The organism is Pseudoalteromonas sp. 31A1, from assembly GCF_011378815.1.
GTDB lineage: Bacteria > Pseudomonadota > Gammaproteobacteria > Enterobacterales > Alteromonadaceae > Pseudoalteromonas > Pseudoalteromonas arctica.
Genome location: NZ_WTKY01000001.1, coordinates 35,381 through 53,955, shown reverse-complemented (window position 1 = coordinate 53,955; position 18,575 = coordinate 35,381). Strand labels below are relative to the sequence as shown.

Here is an 18,575-nt window from a genome sequence, read left to right as displayed (position 1 = left end):
TTACTCGCGAACTTGGCCTTCACCATTCACTAAGTACTTCTCAGTAGTCAGTGACTCAAGTCCCATAGGGCCGTATGCATGAAGCTTAGAAGTTGCTATACCAATCTCTGCGCCTAGACCCAGCTGTGAGCCATCAGAAAAGCGAGATGATGTATTAACCATAACTACAGAAGCATCAACACTACGCTGGAATAACTCTGCAGCGGCTGCGTTCTTAGTGCAAATTACTTCAGTGTGGTTTGAACCAAACTGTGCAATGTGTTCAACCGCTGCCGTAAAGTTTGGTACAACGCGAATAGCGATTTCTAGGTCTAGATATTCTTCACCAAATTCGTTATCGGCTAACACAGTTGCATTATCAAAGTATTTAGCTGCAAAGCTGTCAGCATTTATTTTTACACCTTCTTGGCGTAATACAACTGCGCACAGATTTAAAAACTCATCTGCAACATCTTGATGAACTACTAAGCCCTCAAGTGCATTACAAACACCGGTACGCTGCGTTTTACCGTTAAGTAGTAAGTTAAGCGCAATTTCTAGGTCTGCATCTTTATCTACATATAGATGACAAACGCCTTTGTAATGCTGAATTACTGGGATCGTGCTGTTTTCAGTAACAAAGTTAATTAAGCCTTCACCGCCACGTGGAATTATTAAGTCAATGCTTTCACGTTGCTGCATTAATTCCATTAATAGTGCACGATCTGGATCTGGAATCACTGAAATAAGTGATACTGGTAAGTTATGCTTTTCAAGTACGCTGTGCATTACACTTGCGATAGCTTGCGAACTTTTAAGTGCTTCTTTACCGCCACGTAAAATTACGCCATTACCTGATTTAAAACATAATGCGCCAGCGTCTGCTGTTACATTTGGGCGTGCTTCGTAAATCATACATACAACGCCAAGAGGTACGCGCATTTTACGAATTTTAATGCCATTTGGACGCTCTGTAATATCACGTAGCTGACCAACAGGATCGTCCAGGCTTACGATTACTTCAATGCCTTCTGCCATTGCTTCAATACGCTCATCGTTTAGCGTTAAGCGGTCGATCATTGAAGCTGCTAAGTTATTGTCGCGTGCTGCGCTTAGGTCACTTTCGTTTTCTTTGATTATAAATGCTTTTTGCTCTCTTAGTGCCGCTGCCATTTCAACTAGTACTTGATTTTTAGTCTCGGTATCGAGTAAAGCAAGTGTATGGGCAGCTTTAGCTGTCTGGCGTGAAATGTCCGTAATTAAACTCATGACTTCTCCAATAATGCGATATGTTTTTCAGATATAACTGGTCCAATTGAATCCTGCATTTTTTCGCTGAATTCACTCTGTTCGTTGTCTGCAATAAAGTTTAACAAACAGCTACTATAATTTGCGGTCGCTTTAGCTAAACGCGTACCGTCTTCACTACGTACTAAAATGGTATCACCAACAGCAAATTCACCATGGACTTCCATGATTTCATCACCGCGAATACATCCACTTTCACCTTCAAGGGATTCATCAAATGATCCATCAACAACAACTTCACCTTGCTCATTTGCTGTGTGTGTCATCCAATGTACAGAATCTTGCATCGGCTTTTCGTACGGTAAAAATACGCTACCAGGATTTTCCCCAGCTAGCAGTTTCGTAAATGTTTCTTCTTTAAAGCCGTTTATAATATAAGTCGCGATACCATGTGACGTTGCTTTTTCTGCCGCTTCTATTTTGGTTTTCATGCCACCAGTACCAACAGCACTTGTAGCACATCCTGCCATAGCATAAATAGATTCATCAATTGATTTTATTTCAGGCAGTAACACCGCATCATCATGTAAGTTAGGGTTTTTATCATATAACCCATCAACGTCTGAGAATATTAATAAAGCATCGGCATCGGCTGCTGCTGCGACCATTGCTGATAAGTTGTCGTTATCACCCACTCTTAAGTCGTCGGTAGTTACAGCATCATTTTCATTAATGATAGGAAAAACACCATGCTCAAGTAAAGTAAACACTGTTTCGCGAATACTTTGGTAACGCTCGCGGTCACGTAAATCGCCGTGCGTTAATAATAGTTGCGCAGATGGAAAGTCAAAAAAGCGGTCCCACATGGCGATCATTTCTGTTTGCCCTGCTGCTGCCATTGCTTTTTTCATCACCACAGAGCGAGGTTTGTCTGATGGGAATAAATGCGCTCCAGCCGCTACAGAACCCGATGATACTAAAATGACCTCGATTCCACGGGCACGACAACGAACAATGAACTGTGCGATGGTTAATATGTAACGCGAACGGCAGCCATCTTGATCTGGTGCAATTAATGCACTACCTACTTTAAGTACGATACGTCGCCAATTTAACTTTTGCATAAATGCTCAACTTTCCATTTTATCTGCGCTCATCTTAATTAGACGAGCTAAAACTAAGTAGCTAGGTTTAAAACATAGCTTCGAATTTTTCTTTTCATTTAGGCAACACTTTTTTACACACACGCAAAAACCATATCTAAAACAAGAAGCTTAGATTTGAGGTTAAGTAAAAGTAGCAACAACCCAATAATATTGAGCAGCACTAATCAAAAAATTTAAAAGTGTTGTTTATGCATCGCTGTAAAAAGCTGTGTGTGGCTTTTTTATTAACAACATACATAGAGCCTCTAAAGTCTGATACACCAACAGATAGGGTGAAGACCAAAGGACCGAGATTTAACCGCCACGATGGGGGGCTAAATATTGAAAGTAATAGTTCAACTCAAACCTTTATTTACTTAAATAATTAAATAAACTTGTTTGGCAAAACCATACCAAGAATTCGGCAAATGATATTTTGTAATGCTCTAATACTAGAAACATCACTAACACATGATTATAAAGATTAAAAATGACGTTAAGATTAACAAGCCTGTTTTATCTTCAATAAACTTCGTTAGATGACTAATTATTAGAACACGAAGTATAATACACCAAATACCCCTTTAAAATCAAGGTTAAAATTCGAACTAAGTTAATACGAAACACTCATACCCTTTATATTGTTATTAAAATTCAATAAATTAAACAATTAATACACTTTAAAATAAGGTGGCTAAGTTCTCGCTAAATAATTTAAGCCTACTAATCTTTTATAAGCAGCTAAAATTGATTAGTAATATTTCAGTTTCCGGTGTATACCCCTGTATTAATAATTAACAAAAGTTATACTTTCTAAACATATCGTCATAAATAAGGAATTCTTAATCTATGTCAGCAATTTACATAGCCGGTATCGCACTTTGCTCTGTGCTTGCCCAATGGGTCGCGTGGGCTTTTAGAGTACCCGCTATTCTTTTTTTATTGCTTACTGGTCTTTTACTTGGACCATTTAGTGGTGTTTTAGACCCTGATGCACTTTTAGGTGATTTACTGTTTCCAGTAGTATCACTAAGCGTTGCCATCATTTTATTTGAAGGTTCCTTAACTCTGCATTTCAGAGAATTAAAAGGGATAGGAAAAGTTGTAAGGAATCTCTGCTCAATCGGTATGCTTACTACCTGCATTATTATTAGCTTAAGCGCCTACTGGTTGCTTGAGCTCAATTGGCGTGTTGCTGCGGTACTAGGCGCAGTACTCGTTGTTACTGGCCCTACCGTTATAGCACCGCTATTAAACTCAATGCGTCCAACACAAGACATAGACCGCATACTTCGCTGGGAAGGTATTGTAATAGACCCAATTGGCGCATTATTTGCTGTATTGGTATTTGAAGCTGTAATGCTTGTAGGCCAAGGCGAAGTATTTAGTCATACTATTATTGCTTTAGTTAAAACCCTGGGTGTTGGTTTAAGTATTGGTGTTGCTGCAGGTTGGCTAACAACCCTATTAATGCGTCGCGAGTGGCTGCCATTTGAATTACATAAGTTTGGAATTTTAGCACTAGTCCTTATTAGTTTTTCTGTATCAAACTATTTAAGCCATGAATCAGGCTTATTAGCAGTAACTGTATTTGGTATTTGGCTTGCGAACCAAGACGATTTAGAAATAGATTCTGTACTTGAGTTTAAAGAAGACTTGTCGATGATATTAATATCAACGCTGTTTATTTTACTTGCAGCACGTTTACAGCTTTCTGATTTGATGATGCTCGACAGCGATGTATTTATATTTTTAGCTATTGTGCTTTTTGTTGCACGCCCACTGTGTATTGCTATTTCGACCTTTGGTACTGACTTACCAATGAAGTCTCGCTTGGTACTTGCCTGGATTGCTCCACGCGGTATAGTTGCCGCAGCCGTTGGGTCGGTATTTGCACTAAGTATGATGGAAGCTGGCGTTGCTGATGCTGAAAAGATGGTGCCACTTATATTTACGGTGATCATCATTACGGTTGTGCTGCAAAGCTTAACAGCCATCCCTGTTGCCAAGCTATTAGGTGTACGCCAACCATCGCCAAACACAATATTAATTATTGGTGCAAACCATGTATCGCGTGCAATTGGACGTGGCTTACAAGAGCAGAATATTCCGGTTCACCTTTCAGACCCCGCATGGGAAAACTGCAGAATGGCACGTATGGATGGCTTAGCTTGTTATTATGGTAACCCGCAATCAGAGCATGCTGAACGCTACTTACCTCTAACAACTATTCGCAGTGTCTTAGCGCTATCGCCAAACCGTCATCATAATGCGCTAGGCGTTCAATACTTTTCGCATTTACTTAATGAAAAAAATGTATTTTCGCTTCGCTCATCAACGTCGCATGCTAAAGCAAATAAAGACAGTGCAACGTTTTTATCTAGACAAATATTGTTTGGCGACGAAGGCTCATATGCACGTTTAAGCAGTATTATAGCTAAAGGCGGTAAGGTTAGTTCAACACGCATCTCGGATGAGTTTAGCTGGGAGCAATATCTAGAAATGAACCCTGAGGCTATCCCTTTGTTTATTCTTAAAGGTGATAAAGACAGCGACGACGATACGCCAATTAAGCTAAGACCGTTTACAATCAACATGGAAAAACCGCCGCAAGAAGGCGAGCGTGTTGTTGCATTACAGCCGCCTAAAATGTCGGTCTTAAAAGACCCGCAAACAAAGGCTAAAGAAGAAAGTTAAACACTTTTACTACCTGTAAAAACTCAAAAACCCTAACTTAAAAAGTTAGGGTTTTGTTTTTTAAGAGCCATTAAATAGGAAGGCGAGCTCGCGCAACCACACTATCTGGCATTTTTTGCGCTAACTTAGTCAGCACTCGCTCAATTTTTTTATGAGTCGCTTTATCTGCGACCATAGAATTAAATAGCCAACGGTATGCATCTTCAAAATCACGCGGGCTGCCATAGCCATCATTAAATAATTTAACCAAACGTAGTTGTGCTTTTAAATTGCCTTGCGACGACGCTTCACGCAAATACGTAATTGCCATTGCTTTATCTTGCTGAACTAAACGCCCGGTGTCGTAGTAACGCCCTAACTGCTCTAGCGCTGCCGCTAAGCCTTGTTCAGCCGCTTTTCGCATGTAATACACACCTAACTCTACATTACGATCCACGCACACGTTATAAGCCAGCATATCGCCGTATAAAAATTGATAAGACGGCAATGCCATTTTATTGGCTCGTGCTTCTATATCTTGCACTAACTGGCAATCATCTGCCTTCACCCGCGCTAAATGCGTATTTTTATTTATTAACGCAATTAGCTCAGATTCTGTATACAGCGGTACAGCAGCAGGGCTTTCTGTAGCTAAGCTGTTGGTTGCTATAAATAAAGATAGCGGAATTAATGAAAGCCTTAATACGCAATTACGGTAAAATAAACGCATGCTCACCACTTATAAAAATAAACTTATTAAAATATATACAAAGATCGTTCCAAGGTGAATTTTAGATACAAAAAAAGCTGCACTAGGCAGCTTTTTTTAATCTAATGGTAATTACGCAAACGGGTTGCGAAGTACCATAGTTTCTACGCGGTCTGGACCTGTAGAAATAATATCAATTGGAACACCCGTAATTTCTTCAATACGCTTGATGTAGTCAATCGCAGCTTTTGGTAAACCGTCAAGACTCGTTACACCAACAGTGTTTTCTGACCAACCTGGCATTTCTTCGTATACTGGCGTTACTTTATCGTAACCTTCAGCTGCTAATGGTGTTACGTTAGTAACTGTGCCATCTTCAAGCTTGTAACCAATACAGATTTTAAGCGTTTCTAAGCCGTCTAAAACATCAAGCTTAGTTAAACAAAAACCTGAAATACTGTTGATTTGAACCGCACGGCGCATAGCCACTGCATCTAACCAACCAGTACGACGAAGTCGACCTGTTGTAGCGCCAAACTCATGACCTTTATCACCTAAGTGCTTACCAACTGGATCTTGTTTCTCAAGACCGTCGTAAAGCTCTGTAGGGAAAGGACCTGAACCAACACGTGTAGTGTACGCTTTAATAATACCTAAAACGTAATCAAGGTTTAATGGACCAAAACCTGCACCAGTAGCAACGCCACCAGCTGTAGTATTTGAAGATGTTACATAAGGGTAAGTACCGTGATCGATATCAAGTAACGTACCTTGTGCACCTTCAAATAAAATGTTTTCGCCTGCTAAACGCGTTTGATCTAAAAGCTCAGTTACATCTACAACCATTGCTTTTAAGATATCAGCAACAGCCATTGCATCATCAAACGTTTTTTGGAAATCTACAGCGTCTACTTTGTAGTAGTTAACTAAAGTGAAGTTATGGTATTCAAGAACTTCTTTTAATTTAGCTGCAAATAATTCAGGATTAAATAAATCGCCTACGCGTAAACCACGGCGAGCCACTTTATCTTCGTACGCAGGACCGATACCACGGCCAGTTGTACCAATTGGCTTATCGCCACGAGCAGTTTCGCGGGCTACATCTAATGCAACATGGAAAGGCAAGATTAGCGGACATGCTTCACTTATTAAAAGACGCTCACGTACTGGTACGCCGCGTTCTTCAAGCATGCCAATTTCTCTCATTAGCGCTTCTGGTGATAAAACTACACCATTACCAATCACACATTTAACATTGTCACGTAATACACCCGATGGAATAAGGTGTAGAACCGTCTTTTCACCTTCGATAACTAAAGTATGACCCGCATTGTGGCCACCTTGATAACGAACTACTAAAGATGCTTTGTCTGTAAGGAGATCAACTACCTTACCCTTTCCTTCGTCACCCCATTGGGTGCCTAATACAACAACGTTTTTACCCATCGTAAATTCACTTAGAGAAAATTAGGACGAGATTTTACCAGAAAACTAAAGTAAAGATCACCCCTGTTCAGCTTATTTTTTCTGCGCGCATTTGTTATATCCAAATATTAGCTAATAACCACATAAATAACAGTGATTTAAAGCACTAGACTGTGTTTAACAAAAAGCCCCGCAAATGCGAGGCTTTTTAACTTTTAAATAATTAACGTAAAGCCTATTGAGCTTTAGCGCCTTTCATATATTGGAAGAAGTCGCTATCTGGTGAAAGCACCATAACGTCTTGCTTATTTTTAAAAGTCTTTTTGTAAGCCTCAAGCGAACGCACAAAACTAAAGAACTCAGGGTCTTTGTTATACGCGCTTGCATAGATGCCTGCGGCATCAGCATCGCCTTGACCACGTACAGAACGCGCATTACGCTCTGCATCGGCAAGCATTACTGTTACACGACGGTCAACACCCGCACGAATAGTCTCGGCTTTTTCCTGACCTTCAGAACGATGCTCTTTTGCAACAGCAGTACGCTCAGCGCGCATACGTTGGTAAATAGAGCTACTCACTTCTTGTGGTAGGTTGATTTGCTTAACACGTACGTCTAGTACTTCAATACCTAGCTCACGTGCACTTTCAGAAGCTTGTACTAACGCTTCTTCCATCAACTCGCTACGCTCACCTGATACAATTTCACGAATTGTACGTGTACCAAAGTTTGTACGAAGACCATTATTTACTTTTTGTTTAAGTAGCGTTTCAGCATATTGCTTATCGCCACGGGCACGTAAGTAAAAAGCGCTAAAGTCATTAACACGCCATTTTACAAACGAATCAACAATTAAGTCTTTTTTCTCACTAGTAACAAAGCGATCCGGCGCACCATCTAGCGTTTGAATACGTGCATCAATACGACGTACTTGGCTAAAAAATGGCACCTTAAATTGTAGGCCTGGGCCATATACAATCGCTTGATCGTCACTGTCTTTTTGTACTTTACTAAATAACATTACAATTGCTTTTTGCCCTTCAGGTACAACAAATACCGATGAGAAAGACATAACAATGGCAGCTAATAGTATTACTAAACTAAAGTTTTTCATTATGATTATCTCCCATCATTGAAGCGGTCGTTGTTAAAGCGGTCATTGCCACTATTAACAGAGCTATTGCGCGACGTATTTACTTTATTGCGTAAATCTTGAATATCACTAGAGCTTGGAAGTGCAACACGTGTTGCTGTCCCTTGCTTATCCATGATCTTATCAAGTGGTAAATAAAGCATGTTATTACCGCCTTTAACATCAACCAATATTTTAGAACTACTCCCTAACACTTCTTCCATTGCATCAATGTATAAGCGCTCACGAGTAACTTCTTTAGCTGCTTGATATTCAGGTAGTAGCTTTTCAAAACGAGCTACTTCACCTTGTGCTTCTAATGTAATACGCTCTTGGTAACCTTCCGCTTCTTGAGTCATACGCGTTACTTGACCACGAGCACGCGGTTCAATTTCACGAGCATATGCTTCTGCTTCACGAATGAAACGTTCTTCATCTTCTTGTGCAGCAATCGCATCATCAAATGCATCTTTAACTTCAGTTGGCGGACGAGAGTCTTTAAAGTTCACGTCAGTAACAATTAAACCTAAGTTATATGGTTCGATAATCTTATTAAGCTCATCCCATGTATTTTGACGAACAACCTCACGGCCATTAGTTAATACTTGGTCCATTTTTGCATGGCCCACAACGTAACGTAGTGCACTATCTAGTGCTTCTTCTAAGCTACTATCAGCGTTAGTTACGCTAAATTCATAAAGGTATGGGTCAATAACACGGTATTGCACCTGAAACTCAACGCTCACTACGTTTTCGTCTTCAGTAAGCATAAAACCAGAAGCCGATAATGAACGAACTGCTTCAATATCTACTGGGATTACCGTTTCAATAAACGTCATTTTCCAACGCAGACCAGGATCAGCAATTCGGTCATATTTACCAAATTGAAGAACCACACCACGCTCGGCTTCTTTAACCGTATAAATACCACTTAACGCCCATACAATAACGGCGATAATAAGTATAAATGAAATACCGGCTCCGCCAAGTCCACCGCCGCTACCATTGCCGGATTTTTTCCCGCCAAATAAGCCACCGAACTTGTTACTAAACTTGCGGAACACCTCGTCTAAATCAGGTGGGCCTTGATCACGTCCGCCTTTATTATTCCACGGATCTTTGTCATTGCCATTATTACCCGGTTCATTCCAGGCCATAGCTATACTCCATTGTTATCTAAATAAATTAGGAAATTGTGTTAAATCTAACAAATCTACCGCGTTTCTCATACAAAAACCGACATTAAAACGTCAATTTTTAATTACGGTTGATAAAACCAGCAATTTCAGGACCAAATTCTTTAATTAAACGATTCCACTCAACCATTGGCATTCTAACATCTAACAGCCAATTACCTTGCTCATCAAATCGCTCTTCATGTACTGCATTTAAACTAAACAATGCAGCCCTTAGGCGACCATACAATGGCGTAAGAAATAATGTTTCGTTAAACATCTTCTTAGCAAGCAGTTCACTAATAGCCTCACTAAGTAATTCACACCCTTCACCAGTCTGAGCGCTAAGCCATACTCTTATAGGTTGGCCTTCGTCATCTCGATCAATACGTGGGCTTACGTTATCCAGCGCATCAATTTTATTATAAATTAATAGCTGTGGTACTTCATCGGCTTCAATTTCTTTAAGCACCGATTGTACTTGTTCAATATTTTCTTGAAGACGAGAGTCTGCTGCGTCAATTACATGTAACTGTAAATCAGCTTCACGAGTTTCAGTTAGCGTTGCTTTAAAAGCAGCAACTAAGTCGTGCGGTAAATGACGAATAAAGCCCACTGTATCAGCTAAGATAACAGGACCAACATCACCTAATTCAAGCTTACGTAGAGTCGGGTCAAGCGTTGCAAACAACTGATCGGCCGCGTATACATCTGAATTCGTAATTCGATTAAATAATGTAGATTTACCCGCATTGGTATAGCCAACTAACGATACCGTAGGTATTTCGTTACGAGTACGAGCTCGCCTACCTTGTTCACGTTGCACAGCTACTTTAGCTAAACGCGCACGGATATTTTGAATACGAGCACGAAGTAATCGTCTATCTGTTTCAAGTTGGGTTTCACCAGGTCCACGTAAACCAATCCCGCCTTTTTGGCGTTCAAGATGGGTCCAGCCTCGAATTAATCGAGTCGACATATGGCGAAGTTGTGCCAATTCAACCTGCAGCTTACCCTCATGGGTACGTGCACGTTGGGCAAAAATATCAAGAATTAGTGTCGTTCTATCAAGCACACGACACTGACAGACACGCTCTAAATTACGCTCTTGTGACGGCCTGAGTTGATGATTGAAAATTACGACATCTGCATTGTGGATTTTAACAATCTCAGCTATTTCTTCTGCTTTACCGGTACCGACGAATAGTTTCGGATGTGGTGCTTGACGGCTGCCTTGCACAACCGCCAAACTACTAACACCAGCAGAAGATACCAACATTTCTAATTCATGAAGATCTTCACGATCCCCTTCTTTAGGCAAGTCGATATGAACTAAAATTGCCTGTTCGCCGGATTCATAGCGGTCAAACAAACATTATGCTCCTAATTAAAAGTTTCCAGCTTCTGCCTCTTCAGTGTCTTCACTCCCTTGAACTGCTTGGAAGTTAACTGCGCGAGCAGGGACAACTGTTGAAATTGCATGCTTATAAACCATTTGATTTACTGTGTTCTCTAGTAAAATAACAAATTGGTCAAATGACTGAATTTTGCCTTGTAATTTTATGCCATTTACCAAAAAGATTGATACTGGAATGCGCTCACGTCGTAGTGCATTCAAAAATGGGTCTTGTAACGATTGGCCTTTTGCCATGTTATTGTTCCTTCGTTCTAGGTGTTATTATAATTAAGTGGCTGAACTTATTTGATAAAAAACAATATTCAACTACTACTAGCTTAGCGAACTTACTACACGATGCAAGTTTTCTTCGTCACCCGTTGTTAACCAAGTAACATCAGGCCAGCTACGAAGCCACGTTAACTGACGTTTTGCCAATTGACGTGTTGCTGCGATGCCACGAAAAACCATTTCATCATGGTTTGTTTCACCCGCAAGGTAATCCCACATTTGTCTATAACCAACACAACGAATAGAAGGCATATTGGGGTGTAAATCCTTACGTAGATATAGGGTCGAAACTTCATTTTCAAACCCCTGATCAATCATTATTTTAAACCTTTCTTCAATTCGGCGGTGTAATTCGCTACGTTCTTGCGGTGCAATCGCAAATTGATGAAAAGTATAAGGTAAAGCTGGCTGTTTTTGCTTTTGCAACTCAGTCATGGTCTTACCAGTTAACTTGTAAACCTCTAAAGCTCGATTAATTCTTTGTGAATCATTTTCACTTATTTTTTCGGCTGCTTTAGGGTCAACTTTAGCTAATTCTTTATATAAATGAGGCCAGCCAAATTCTTTAGCTTGCGCTTCTAGTTCTGCTCTTATCGCTGTATCTGCTTCAGGCAAAGGCGATAAACCATCAATTAAAGATTTGAAGTACAACATTGTACCTCCAACCAATACAGGCACTTTACCTTGTCTATGAAATTCGTCAATTTTTTGTACTGCATCTCGCCTAAAATCAGCCACTGAATATGTTTCACTCGGGTCAAGCAAATCAATCAGATGGTGCGGAGCTTTAGCAAGTTCTTCGACATCGGGTTTTGCAGTACCAATGTTCATATCTTTATACACTAACGCTGAATCAACGCTGATTATTTCTGTATTTAAATGCTCGCACAGTGAGATTGCCAATGCTGTTTTACCCGCAGCAGTTGGACCCATTAAAAATATGACTGGTAAATTACTCAACACTGATACCTTAATCTAATTGCGTTAAATAGTGATTTAGCTCTATTTTAACTGCTTTTGCGCGCAAGCGTTCAATAGTTTGCGGATTATTTTGTAAGCGCATTTGTTTCGCTAAAAACACATTGCTTAAATAAAACCGGGTCGGCACGCAGCTCATTTGCCACTCTAGCCAATTTTCTATATTTTCATGCTGTGCTTTACATGCATTAAGTAGCTCACCTACCGCTGCACTTACATCAAGTAAATATAAACACGCTGGTAATTTTTTAACCATTACAAACTGTTTTTCTATTACCAGTTCAAAACCAAGTAAGGTAAACCACGATTGTTGGGCTTCTATAAGCAAGCAATCTTCTTTTGATAAGTTTACTCTTACGGGCAGCAAAAGAGCTTTCCCTTCTAAACTTCCGGACTCTTTAATTTGATTATGCCAATCATCTACCAATGCATATTTGAAATGTGAGCAATACAATTGCTGCTCTTCACTAAATACACACATGCCTTCACTAACACTAATAATAGAAACAGCCTGTAAAACATTCCTAGCTGGCTCTACCTCGTTTTGTGCTGTTGGTAAGTTTGTTACATTGTCAAAATGCGCAGCGTGTTGCTCACTGACACCTTGATAGAAAGCATTTACATCATGGTGACTCGTATTTGGTGTAGCCCGATATCCCCCATTACCTCCGCCCGTTCTAGTGCCTGATGATGAGCTACCAGCACTTCCGGAATAAGAGGGCTGTAATTGCGATTTAGGGTAATCAAATACTCCATCCGCTTTTGTATCATTAGAACTACTATGCGCTGACCCCATAAACACAGGCGCAGATTCCACCTCAGAGCTAAGCGGTTCATTCGTAAACTCACCTTGCAGCGGCACTACCACTTGCTTAATAGCCTGTAATATAAAGTCATGAATTAAGCGCCCTTGATGAAAACGGACTTCATGCTTAGCTGGATGAACATTTACATCAACCTGGCGAGGGTCTATATCAATATAAATGACAAAACCGGGTAATTCTTGTGTTCCGCTTACTTCTTCAAATGCCTGGCGTATAGCATGCAGAATAAGTTTATCGCGCATCATACGATTATTAACATAAGTATACTGAGTCGTATTAGCTGAACCTACAGGTAGCACCCAACCATGCAGCTGTAAGCCACCCTCTCCTGATTGAATATGCAAACCTTGCTCAGCAAAAGCCTTACCTGCAACTTGCGCTACACGTGTAATAGCCTGAGAGCGATCTGTCTTCGCACGATACTGCCTTACTACTTTTTCGTTGTGAGTTAGTGTAATAGAGACATCAAAGCGACTAAGCGCAATACGCTTTATCAACTCATCAATATGGCTAAATTCAGTTTTTTCGGTACGCAAAAATTTGCGACGAGCTGGGGTGTTAAAAAATAAATCTTTTACTTCAATGGTTGTGCCATCAGGGTGCGCTACTGGCTTTACTTGCACGGCCATATCGCGACCTTCTGCAAATGCTTGCCAAGCAGCTTCTTGATCTTTTGGTTTTGAGCTCAGCGTTAAACGCGATACAGAGCTAATTGACGCAAGCGCTTCGCCTCTAAAACCAAGTGAACAAATATTTTCGAGATCATCAAGCGACTTTAATTTACTGGTAGCATGGCGAGAAAGTGCAAGCGTTAGCTCATCTTTACTTATCCCTGAGCCGTTGTCGCGAATACGAATAAGCTTATGACCACCACGCTCTATATCTATTTGAATACGTGTAGCGCCAGCATCTAAACTGTTTTCGACCAACTCTTTTACTACCGACGCAGGACGCTCTACCACTTCGCCTGCGGCAATTTGGTTAGCTAAACGCGCGGGTAATATTTCAATATTCATTAATTTCCTAACAGATATATTTTAGTGATGATTTAGCTTTGCGGTATATCGAGCTCTTGCCCAATAAATAAAGTATTAGAGCTAAGCTTATTAACTTGTTTTAATTTAGTGACCGTAATGCCATAGCGACTCGCCAACATACTTAAAGACTCACCCGGGCGGACTTTATGCTTTGTTGGATATTGCGATTTTAATTTGGCAAATAAAGAATCATCGGGTGGATTTTTTAAATAATAATTTTTAATTGAAGTAAATATAGCTTTAGCCAAACGCTCTTGATGGTTAGCACTTTTAAGCAGCTTTTCTTCTCGTGGGTTAGATATAAACCCTGTTTCTACTAAAATTGATGGGATATCTGGTGATTTAAGTACAGCAAGACTCGCATGTTGGGGATCTTTTTTATGCAGCTTAGCAACTTTACGTAGCTCTTTAACCACTTCGTCAGCTACGTTTAAGCCGGTTTTCATAGAGTGATCCATCGACATATCAAGTAATGCTTGCGCTAAGTATTTTTCGTTAGCGGCATCTTTCATTACATCCGCAGCGCCACCTAAAAGCTCAGAGTGCTTTTCTTTATCTTCTATCCATTTACCTATCTCTGAATTAGCACGCCTTAACGACAACACCCAAACAGAGGCACCATTTGGTCCCGGGCTCGTAAATGCATCAGCATGAATAGAGACAAAAAAGTCGGCCTTTTTTTCACGAGCACGATTGGTACGCGTATTAAGTTTTACAAAGTAGTCACCGCTTCGTACCATGCGCGAAATCATCCCACGTTCGCCATCAATCATGCGCTCTAAACGTTTTGCAATTTGCAGTGTTACTGTTTTTTCGTACGTGCCAGATGGACCAATTGAACCTGGATCTTCGCCGCCATGACCCGCATCAATTGCAATCACAATATCGCGCTCTTGGCTTAACTGGCGGTTTTTAGCTGCTGTTTGAGCAGGAGAAACAACTGTGGCAGCTTGGCTTTTATTGTATAAATCAACAACGAGCCTGTTTTTATAAGGGCCTGTAGGCGCTAAAGCAAATACAACTGGCTTTACTGGTGCGTTTAATTCAAACACTAACCGAACACTGTGCTTATTTTTAGGTTTTGAGTAGCGTAGCTTGCTCACTATTTGATGTTTTGGTGGTACACCTGGTAGTATTTTTAATTCACTAGTGTTTTCTAAATCAATTACTAAGCGGCTTGGGTTTTTAAGCATGAAATAGCTAAAGTCAGGCTTATCATTTAAATCAAATACCACACGCGTACTATCAGGGGACGGCCATACGCGTACACTATTAATTGTATTTTTGGCCCACAGCGGCAAGCTTATGGTAATAACCATAAGGTAAATAAAGAGTTTAACTACACCTCGGCTCATTTGATAATTACTGCCTTAACTATATTATTATTTGTTATTTAGTTTTTCGACAATTGCTACACCACGCTCACTGGCGCTATTAATAACAATTTTACGTTCGTTACCCATATAGCTTAGAGTAATATCTAAATCAGGCACAGGAATAAATTCACCACCTTTTTCTGGCCACTCAACAACGCAAATTGCATCTGGTGAAAAATAATCGCGTATTCCCATGTATTCTAGTTCTTCAGGGTCACCTAAGCGGTATAAATCAAAATGATAAACATTTGCGCGCTCGAGTTCATAAGGTTCAACAAGTGTATACGTTGGGCTTTTAACTTTGCCTGTATGTCCAAAGCCTTGCACTACACCTCGAGTAAACGTTGTTTTACCAGCGCCTAAATCACCATGTAAATAAATAACCGCACCTTGCTCTATAATATCAGCAACGCAATAACCCATTGCGACCGTGGCTACTTCATCAGTCAAATGAAATTCAAAACTACGCGTCATTACTACCTCAAAAATTCATTCAAAAGCGCATATTTGCTAATCATACCAGAATATTAATTTAAGGCGATAAATTGAGGTTTTAGACATAAAAAAACAGATAAGCTGATAATGAAAGTTGTGTATGGATGTCTATTTTCGATACTTTGAAACTGTATTATTGTAATAAAATAAGGTAAGTGAGTTCTCAGACTAAAAGACTGTAAAAGAAAAGTAACACCACGAATTAGATGACCCCATATTGGCATTAAATTAACTGAGATATGTAAGTTTATTATCTAACTTCTTCTGATTCAGCAGATGGTTCTGCTAGCAAAAAAGTAACTGGTAAATGAAACTCTCACTACTCCCCAAGATAACTTTGTATTTTCAGATAGAAGACTAATCCAGGTGACCCGCTCATCCTAGTTTACTGTTTGCAGGTGCTTTAAAAACAAAAAGCCCCAGCTAATGCCGGGGCTTTTTTACAAAACTAACTTAATTAAAAAATTAAGCTTGTTTTGGACTAGAAATAACGTCTACTAAAGTCCAAGATTTATTCTTAGAAATTGGTGCGCATTCACGGATAGTAACTACGTCACCCGCTTTTGCTGTGTTATTTTCGTCATGTACGTGTAACTTAGTCGTACGTTTAATGAATTTCCCATAGATTGGGTGCTTCACATAACGTGCGATAGCGATAGTGAAAGATTTTTCCATCTTGTCGCTGATTACACGGCCTTGAAGAGTACGAATTTTATCGCTCATTATTGACCTGCCTTCTGGTTAATAACTGTTTTTACACGCGCGATATCGCGGCGTACTGTTCTTAGCGTGTGTGTCTGAGCTAACTGACCAGTGCTAGCTTGCATGCGCATATTAAATTGCTCACGAAGTAGTCCTAGAAGTTCAGCATTAAGCTCTTCTACGCTTTTGTCTTTTAGTTCGCTAGCTTTCATCACATTACCGTCCGAGTTACGAAAGTTGTTTTGAATGGCAATTTACGAGCAGCAAGGTCGAATGCTTCACGAGCAAGCTCTTCTGAAACACCTTCCATTTCGTAAAGTACTTTACCAGGCTGAATTTCAGCAACCCAATATTCAACAGAACCTTTACCTTTACCCATACGAACTTCAAGAGGTTTTTCTGTAATCGGTTTGTCAGGGAAGACACGAATCCAGATTTTACCTTGACGTTTCACGTGACGCGTCATAGCACGACGAGCTGCTTCGATTTGACGAGCAGTCATACGGCCACGGCCAGTTGCTTTCAATCCGAAAGTACCGAAGCTTACTTTGTTACCGTTTTGCGCTAAACCGCGGTTGCGGCCTTTGTGCATTTTACGGAATTTTGTACGTTTTGGCTGTAACATTAGTCGCTACCTCTACTTAGCACTTTTCTTGGCTTTCTTTGGTGCGCGTTTAGCTGGCTTCTCTTGCTCTTGTACTAGTGGTAAACCACCAATAACTTCGCCTTTGAAGATCCAAACTTTAACACCAATGATACCATAAGTGGTTAAGGCTTCAGAAGTTGCGTAATCGATATCAGCACGAAGAGTATGTAGAGGTACACGACCTTCACGATACCATTCTGAACGTGCGATTTCAGCGCCGCCAAGACGACCGCTAACTTCAACTTTAATCCCTTTAGAACCGATGCGCATTGCATTTTGTACCGAACGCTTCATAGCGCGACGGAACATAACACGACGTTCTAGTTGAGAGGCAATGCCGTCTGCTACTAGTTGTGCATCTAGTTCTGGTTTACGTACTTCAGAGATATTAATCTGAGCAGGTACACCAGCGATTTTAGTTACCGCTTGACGTAATTTTTCTACGTCTTCGCCTTTTTTACCGATAACAACACCCGGACGAGCCGTGTGGATTGTTACTCGGATTGATTTTGCTGGACGCTCAATAACGATTTTAGACACAGAAGCCGTTTTCAATTCCTTTGTAAGGAATGTACGAACTTTGTGATCGCCAAAAAGCTGTGCAGAGAAATCTTTTGAACTCGCGTACCAGGTAGAAACCCAAGGTTTAGATATACCTAGGCGAATACCAGTAGGATGAACTTTTTGTCCCATTACTTATACTCCTAGCTATCTGAAACCATAACAGTGATATGGCTTGTACGCTTAAGGATGCGGTCTGCGCGTCCTTTAGCACGAGGCATAATACGTTTCATTGTAGGACCATCGTCCACAAAGATCGTTGTTATACGAAGCTCATCAATGTCAGCACCTTCGTTATGCTCTGCGTTAGCAATAGCAGACTCAAGTACTTTCTTAACTAATACAGCGGCTTTCTTAGGGCTGTACGCCAGGATTTCTAGTGCGCGATCTACAGGTAACCCGCGGATCTGATCTGCAACTAGACGTGCTTTTTGCGCCGAACCAGAGGCGAATTTATGTTTAGCTAATGCTTGCATTTATCTTCCCCTCTTATCGTTTCTTCGCTTTCTTATCCGCAGCATGGCCACGGTAAGTGCGAGTTGGTGCAAATTCACCTAGTTTGTGACCGATCATTTCGTCAGAAACGAAAACTGGTACGTGCTGGCGACCATTATGGACAGCAATGGTCAATCCGATCATGTTAGGTATGATCATTGAACGACGGCTCCAAGTTTTAATTGGCTTTTTCTCACCGCTTTCCAAAGCTTTCTCTACCTTCTTCAGCAAGTGTAGGTCTATAAAAGGACCCTTCTTGAGAGAGCGTGGCATGGCTATTCCTCA

The 18,575-nt window shown here is 40.5% G+C and carries 19 protein-coding genes; 1 reads left to right on the top strand and 18 read right to left on the bottom strand.

Annotation, left to right across the window (positions count from 1 at the left end; translation table 11 throughout):
- Positions 1–1,248 carry a glutamate-5-semialdehyde dehydrogenase gene (locus tag GQR52_RS00275; RefSeq protein ID WP_007586417.1) on the bottom strand — a complete coding sequence of 416 codons (1,248 nt, stop codon included), beginning with the start codon at positions 1,246–1,248 and terminating at the stop codon, positions 1–3.
- Entirely contained in the window at positions 1,245–2,351 is a 1,107-nt protein-coding gene (gene proB, locus GQR52_RS00270) for a glutamate 5-kinase (RefSeq protein WP_010554355.1), read from the bottom strand. The genes GQR52_RS00275 and proB overlap by 4 nt, the downstream gene beginning before the upstream one ends.
- A gap of 870 nt (positions 2,352–3,221) precedes the next feature.
- Here proB and GQR52_RS00265 point away from each other — a divergent pair.
- The gene (locus GQR52_RS00265; RefSeq protein WP_007586413.1) at positions 3,222–5,069 is read left to right on the top strand and encodes a sodium:proton antiporter; all 1,848 of its coding nucleotides are present in this window, start codon (positions 3,222–3,224) and stop codon (positions 5,067–5,069) included.
- A gap of 70 nt (positions 5,070–5,139) precedes the next feature.
- Here GQR52_RS00265 and GQR52_RS00260 read toward each other — a convergent pair whose 3' ends face one another.
- The 16 genes from GQR52_RS00260 to rpsS form a co-directional block, all read right to left on the bottom strand.
- Positions 5,140–5,778, bottom strand: a complete 639-nt coding sequence (locus GQR52_RS00260) for an SEL1-like repeat protein (protein ID WP_165727101.1) — start codon at positions 5,776–5,778, stop codon at positions 5,140–5,142.
- A gap of 111 nt (positions 5,779–5,889) precedes the next feature.
- Entirely contained in the window at positions 5,890–7,203 is a 1,314-nt protein-coding gene (locus GQR52_RS00255; protein ID WP_010554354.1) for an adenylosuccinate synthase, read from the bottom strand.
- A gap of 214 nt (positions 7,204–7,417) precedes the next feature.
- On the bottom strand, positions 7,418–8,296 hold the full coding sequence (hflC, locus tag GQR52_RS00250) for a protease modulator HflC (protein ID WP_010554353.1): 879 nt from the start codon (positions 8,294–8,296) through the stop codon (positions 7,418–7,420).
- 5 nt (positions 8,297–8,301) lie between these two features.
- On the bottom strand, positions 8,302–9,471 hold the full coding sequence (gene hflK / locus GQR52_RS00245) for an FtsH protease activity modulator HflK (protein WP_010554352.1): 1,170 nt from the start codon (positions 9,469–9,471) through the stop codon (positions 8,302–8,304).
- A 100-nt stretch (positions 9,472–9,571) separates the two neighbouring features.
- A complete protein-coding gene (gene hflX, locus GQR52_RS00240) occupies positions 9,572–10,861 on the bottom strand; it encodes a ribosome rescue GTPase HflX (protein WP_007586404.1) in 1,290 nt (429 codons plus the stop codon).
- Between the two features lie 15 nt (positions 10,862–10,876).
- Positions 10,877–11,140, bottom strand: coding sequence for an RNA chaperone Hfq (hfq, locus tag GQR52_RS00235; protein ID WP_024597268.1), 264 nt, complete (start codon positions 11,138–11,140; stop codon positions 10,877–10,879).
- Between the two features lie 78 nt (positions 11,141–11,218).
- Positions 11,219–12,136 carry a tRNA (adenosine(37)-N6)-dimethylallyltransferase MiaA gene (gene miaA / locus GQR52_RS00230; RefSeq protein WP_165727100.1) on the bottom strand — a complete coding sequence of 306 codons (918 nt, stop codon included), beginning with the start codon at positions 12,134–12,136 and terminating at the stop codon, positions 11,219–11,221.
- Between the two features lie 10 nt (positions 12,137–12,146).
- The gene (gene mutL, locus GQR52_RS00225) at positions 12,147–13,994 is read right to left on the bottom strand and encodes a DNA mismatch repair endonuclease MutL (RefSeq protein ID WP_165727099.1); all 1,848 of its coding nucleotides are present in this window, start codon (positions 13,992–13,994) and stop codon (positions 12,147–12,149) included.
- Between the two features lie 32 nt (positions 13,995–14,026).
- The gene (locus tag GQR52_RS00220) at positions 14,027–15,370 is read right to left on the bottom strand and encodes an N-acetylmuramoyl-L-alanine amidase (RefSeq protein WP_165727098.1); all 1,344 of its coding nucleotides are present in this window, start codon (positions 15,368–15,370) and stop codon (positions 14,027–14,029) included.
- A 27-nt stretch (positions 15,371–15,397) separates the two neighbouring features.
- Positions 15,398–15,865: a tRNA (adenosine(37)-N6)-threonylcarbamoyltransferase complex ATPase subunit type 1 TsaE gene (gene tsaE, locus GQR52_RS00215; protein WP_165727097.1), complete on the bottom strand. Its 468-nt coding sequence runs from the start codon at positions 15,863–15,865 to the stop codon at positions 15,398–15,400.
- Between the two features lie 486 nt (positions 15,866–16,351).
- Positions 16,352–16,609, bottom strand: a complete 258-nt coding sequence (rpsQ, locus tag GQR52_RS00210) for a 30S ribosomal protein S17 (protein WP_002957888.1) — start codon at positions 16,607–16,609, stop codon at positions 16,352–16,354.
- Positions 16,609–16,800, bottom strand: a complete 192-nt coding sequence (rpmC, locus tag GQR52_RS00205) for a 50S ribosomal protein L29 (protein WP_002957889.1) — start codon at positions 16,798–16,800, stop codon at positions 16,609–16,611. The genes rpsQ and rpmC overlap by 1 nt, the downstream gene beginning before the upstream one ends.
- On the bottom strand, positions 16,800–17,213 hold the full coding sequence (gene rplP, locus GQR52_RS00200) for a 50S ribosomal protein L16 (RefSeq protein ID WP_002957890.1): 414 nt from the start codon (positions 17,211–17,213) through the stop codon (positions 16,800–16,802). The genes rpmC and rplP overlap by 1 nt, the downstream gene beginning before the upstream one ends.
- Positions 17,214–17,225: 12 nt before the next feature.
- On the bottom strand, positions 17,226–17,927 hold the full coding sequence (rpsC, locus tag GQR52_RS00195) for a 30S ribosomal protein S3 (protein ID WP_002957891.1): 702 nt from the start codon (positions 17,925–17,927) through the stop codon (positions 17,226–17,228).
- A gap of 11 nt (positions 17,928–17,938) precedes the next feature.
- The gene (gene rplV, locus GQR52_RS00190; protein WP_002957892.1) at positions 17,939–18,271 is read right to left on the bottom strand and encodes a 50S ribosomal protein L22; all 333 of its coding nucleotides are present in this window, start codon (positions 18,269–18,271) and stop codon (positions 17,939–17,941) included.
- Positions 18,272–18,284: 13 nt separating this feature from the next.
- Positions 18,285–18,563, bottom strand: coding sequence for a 30S ribosomal protein S19 (gene rpsS, locus GQR52_RS00185; protein ID WP_004588689.1), 279 nt, complete (start codon positions 18,561–18,563; stop codon positions 18,285–18,287).
- Between the last annotated feature and the right edge of the window lie 12 nt (positions 18,564–18,575).

What these genes read in the sequence shown, in the direction of transcription:
- GQR52_RS00275 (WP_007586417.1), bottom strand. Translation starts at nt 1,248, where the DNA reads ATGAGTTTAATTACGGACATTTCACGCCAGACAGCTAAAGCTGCCCAT.
- proB (WP_010554355.1), bottom strand. Translation starts at nt 2,351, where the DNA reads ATGCAAAAGTTAAATTGGCGACGTATCGTACTTAAAGTAGGTAGTGCA.
- GQR52_RS00265 (WP_007586413.1), top strand. Translation starts at nt 3,222, where the DNA reads ATGTCAGCAATTTACATAGCCGGTATCGCACTTTGCTCTGTGCTTGCC.
- GQR52_RS00260 (WP_165727101.1), bottom strand. Translation starts at nt 5,778, where the DNA reads ATGCGTTTATTTTACCGTAATTGCGTATTAAGGCTTTCATTAATTCCG.
- GQR52_RS00255 (WP_010554354.1), bottom strand. Translation starts at nt 7,203, where the DNA reads ATGGGTAAAAACGTTGTTGTATTAGGCACCCAATGGGGTGACGAAGGA.
- hflC (WP_010554353.1), bottom strand. Translation starts at nt 8,296, where the DNA reads ATGAAAAACTTTAGTTTAGTAATACTATTAGCTGCCATTGTTATGTCT.
- hflK (WP_010554352.1), bottom strand. Translation starts at nt 9,471, where the DNA reads ATGGCCTGGAATGAACCGGGTAATAATGGCAATGACAAAGATCCGTGG.
- hfq (WP_024597268.1), bottom strand. Translation starts at nt 11,140, where the DNA reads ATGGCAAAAGGCCAATCGTTACAAGACCCATTTTTGAATGCACTACGA.
- mutL (WP_165727099.1), bottom strand. Translation starts at nt 13,994, where the DNA reads ATGAATATTGAAATATTACCCGCGCGTTTAGCTAACCAAATTGCCGCA.
- GQR52_RS00220 (WP_165727098.1), bottom strand. Translation starts at nt 15,370, where the DNA reads ATGAGCCGAGGTGTAGTTAAACTCTTTATTTACCTTATGGTTATTACC.
- tsaE (WP_165727097.1), bottom strand. Translation starts at nt 15,865, where the DNA reads ATGACGCGTAGTTTTGAATTTCATTTGACTGATGAAGTAGCCACGGTC.
- rpsQ (WP_002957888.1), bottom strand. Translation starts at nt 16,609, where the DNA reads ATGAGCGATAAAATTCGTACTCTTCAAGGCCGTGTAATCAGCGACAAG.
- rpmC (WP_002957889.1), bottom strand. Translation starts at nt 16,800, where the DNA reads ATGAAAGCTAGCGAACTAAAAGACAAAAGCGTAGAAGAGCTTAATGCT.
- rplP (WP_002957890.1), bottom strand. Translation starts at nt 17,213, where the DNA reads ATGTTACAGCCAAAACGTACAAAATTCCGTAAAATGCACAAAGGCCGC.
- rpsC (WP_002957891.1), bottom strand. Translation starts at nt 17,927, where the DNA reads ATGGGACAAAAAGTTCATCCTACTGGTATTCGCCTAGGTATATCTAAA.
- rplV (WP_002957892.1), bottom strand. Translation starts at nt 18,271, where the DNA reads ATGCAAGCATTAGCTAAACATAAATTCGCCTCTGGTTCGGCGCAAAAA.
- rpsS (WP_004588689.1), bottom strand. Translation starts at nt 18,563, where the DNA reads ATGCCACGCTCTCTCAAGAAGGGTCCTTTTATAGACCTACACTTGCTG.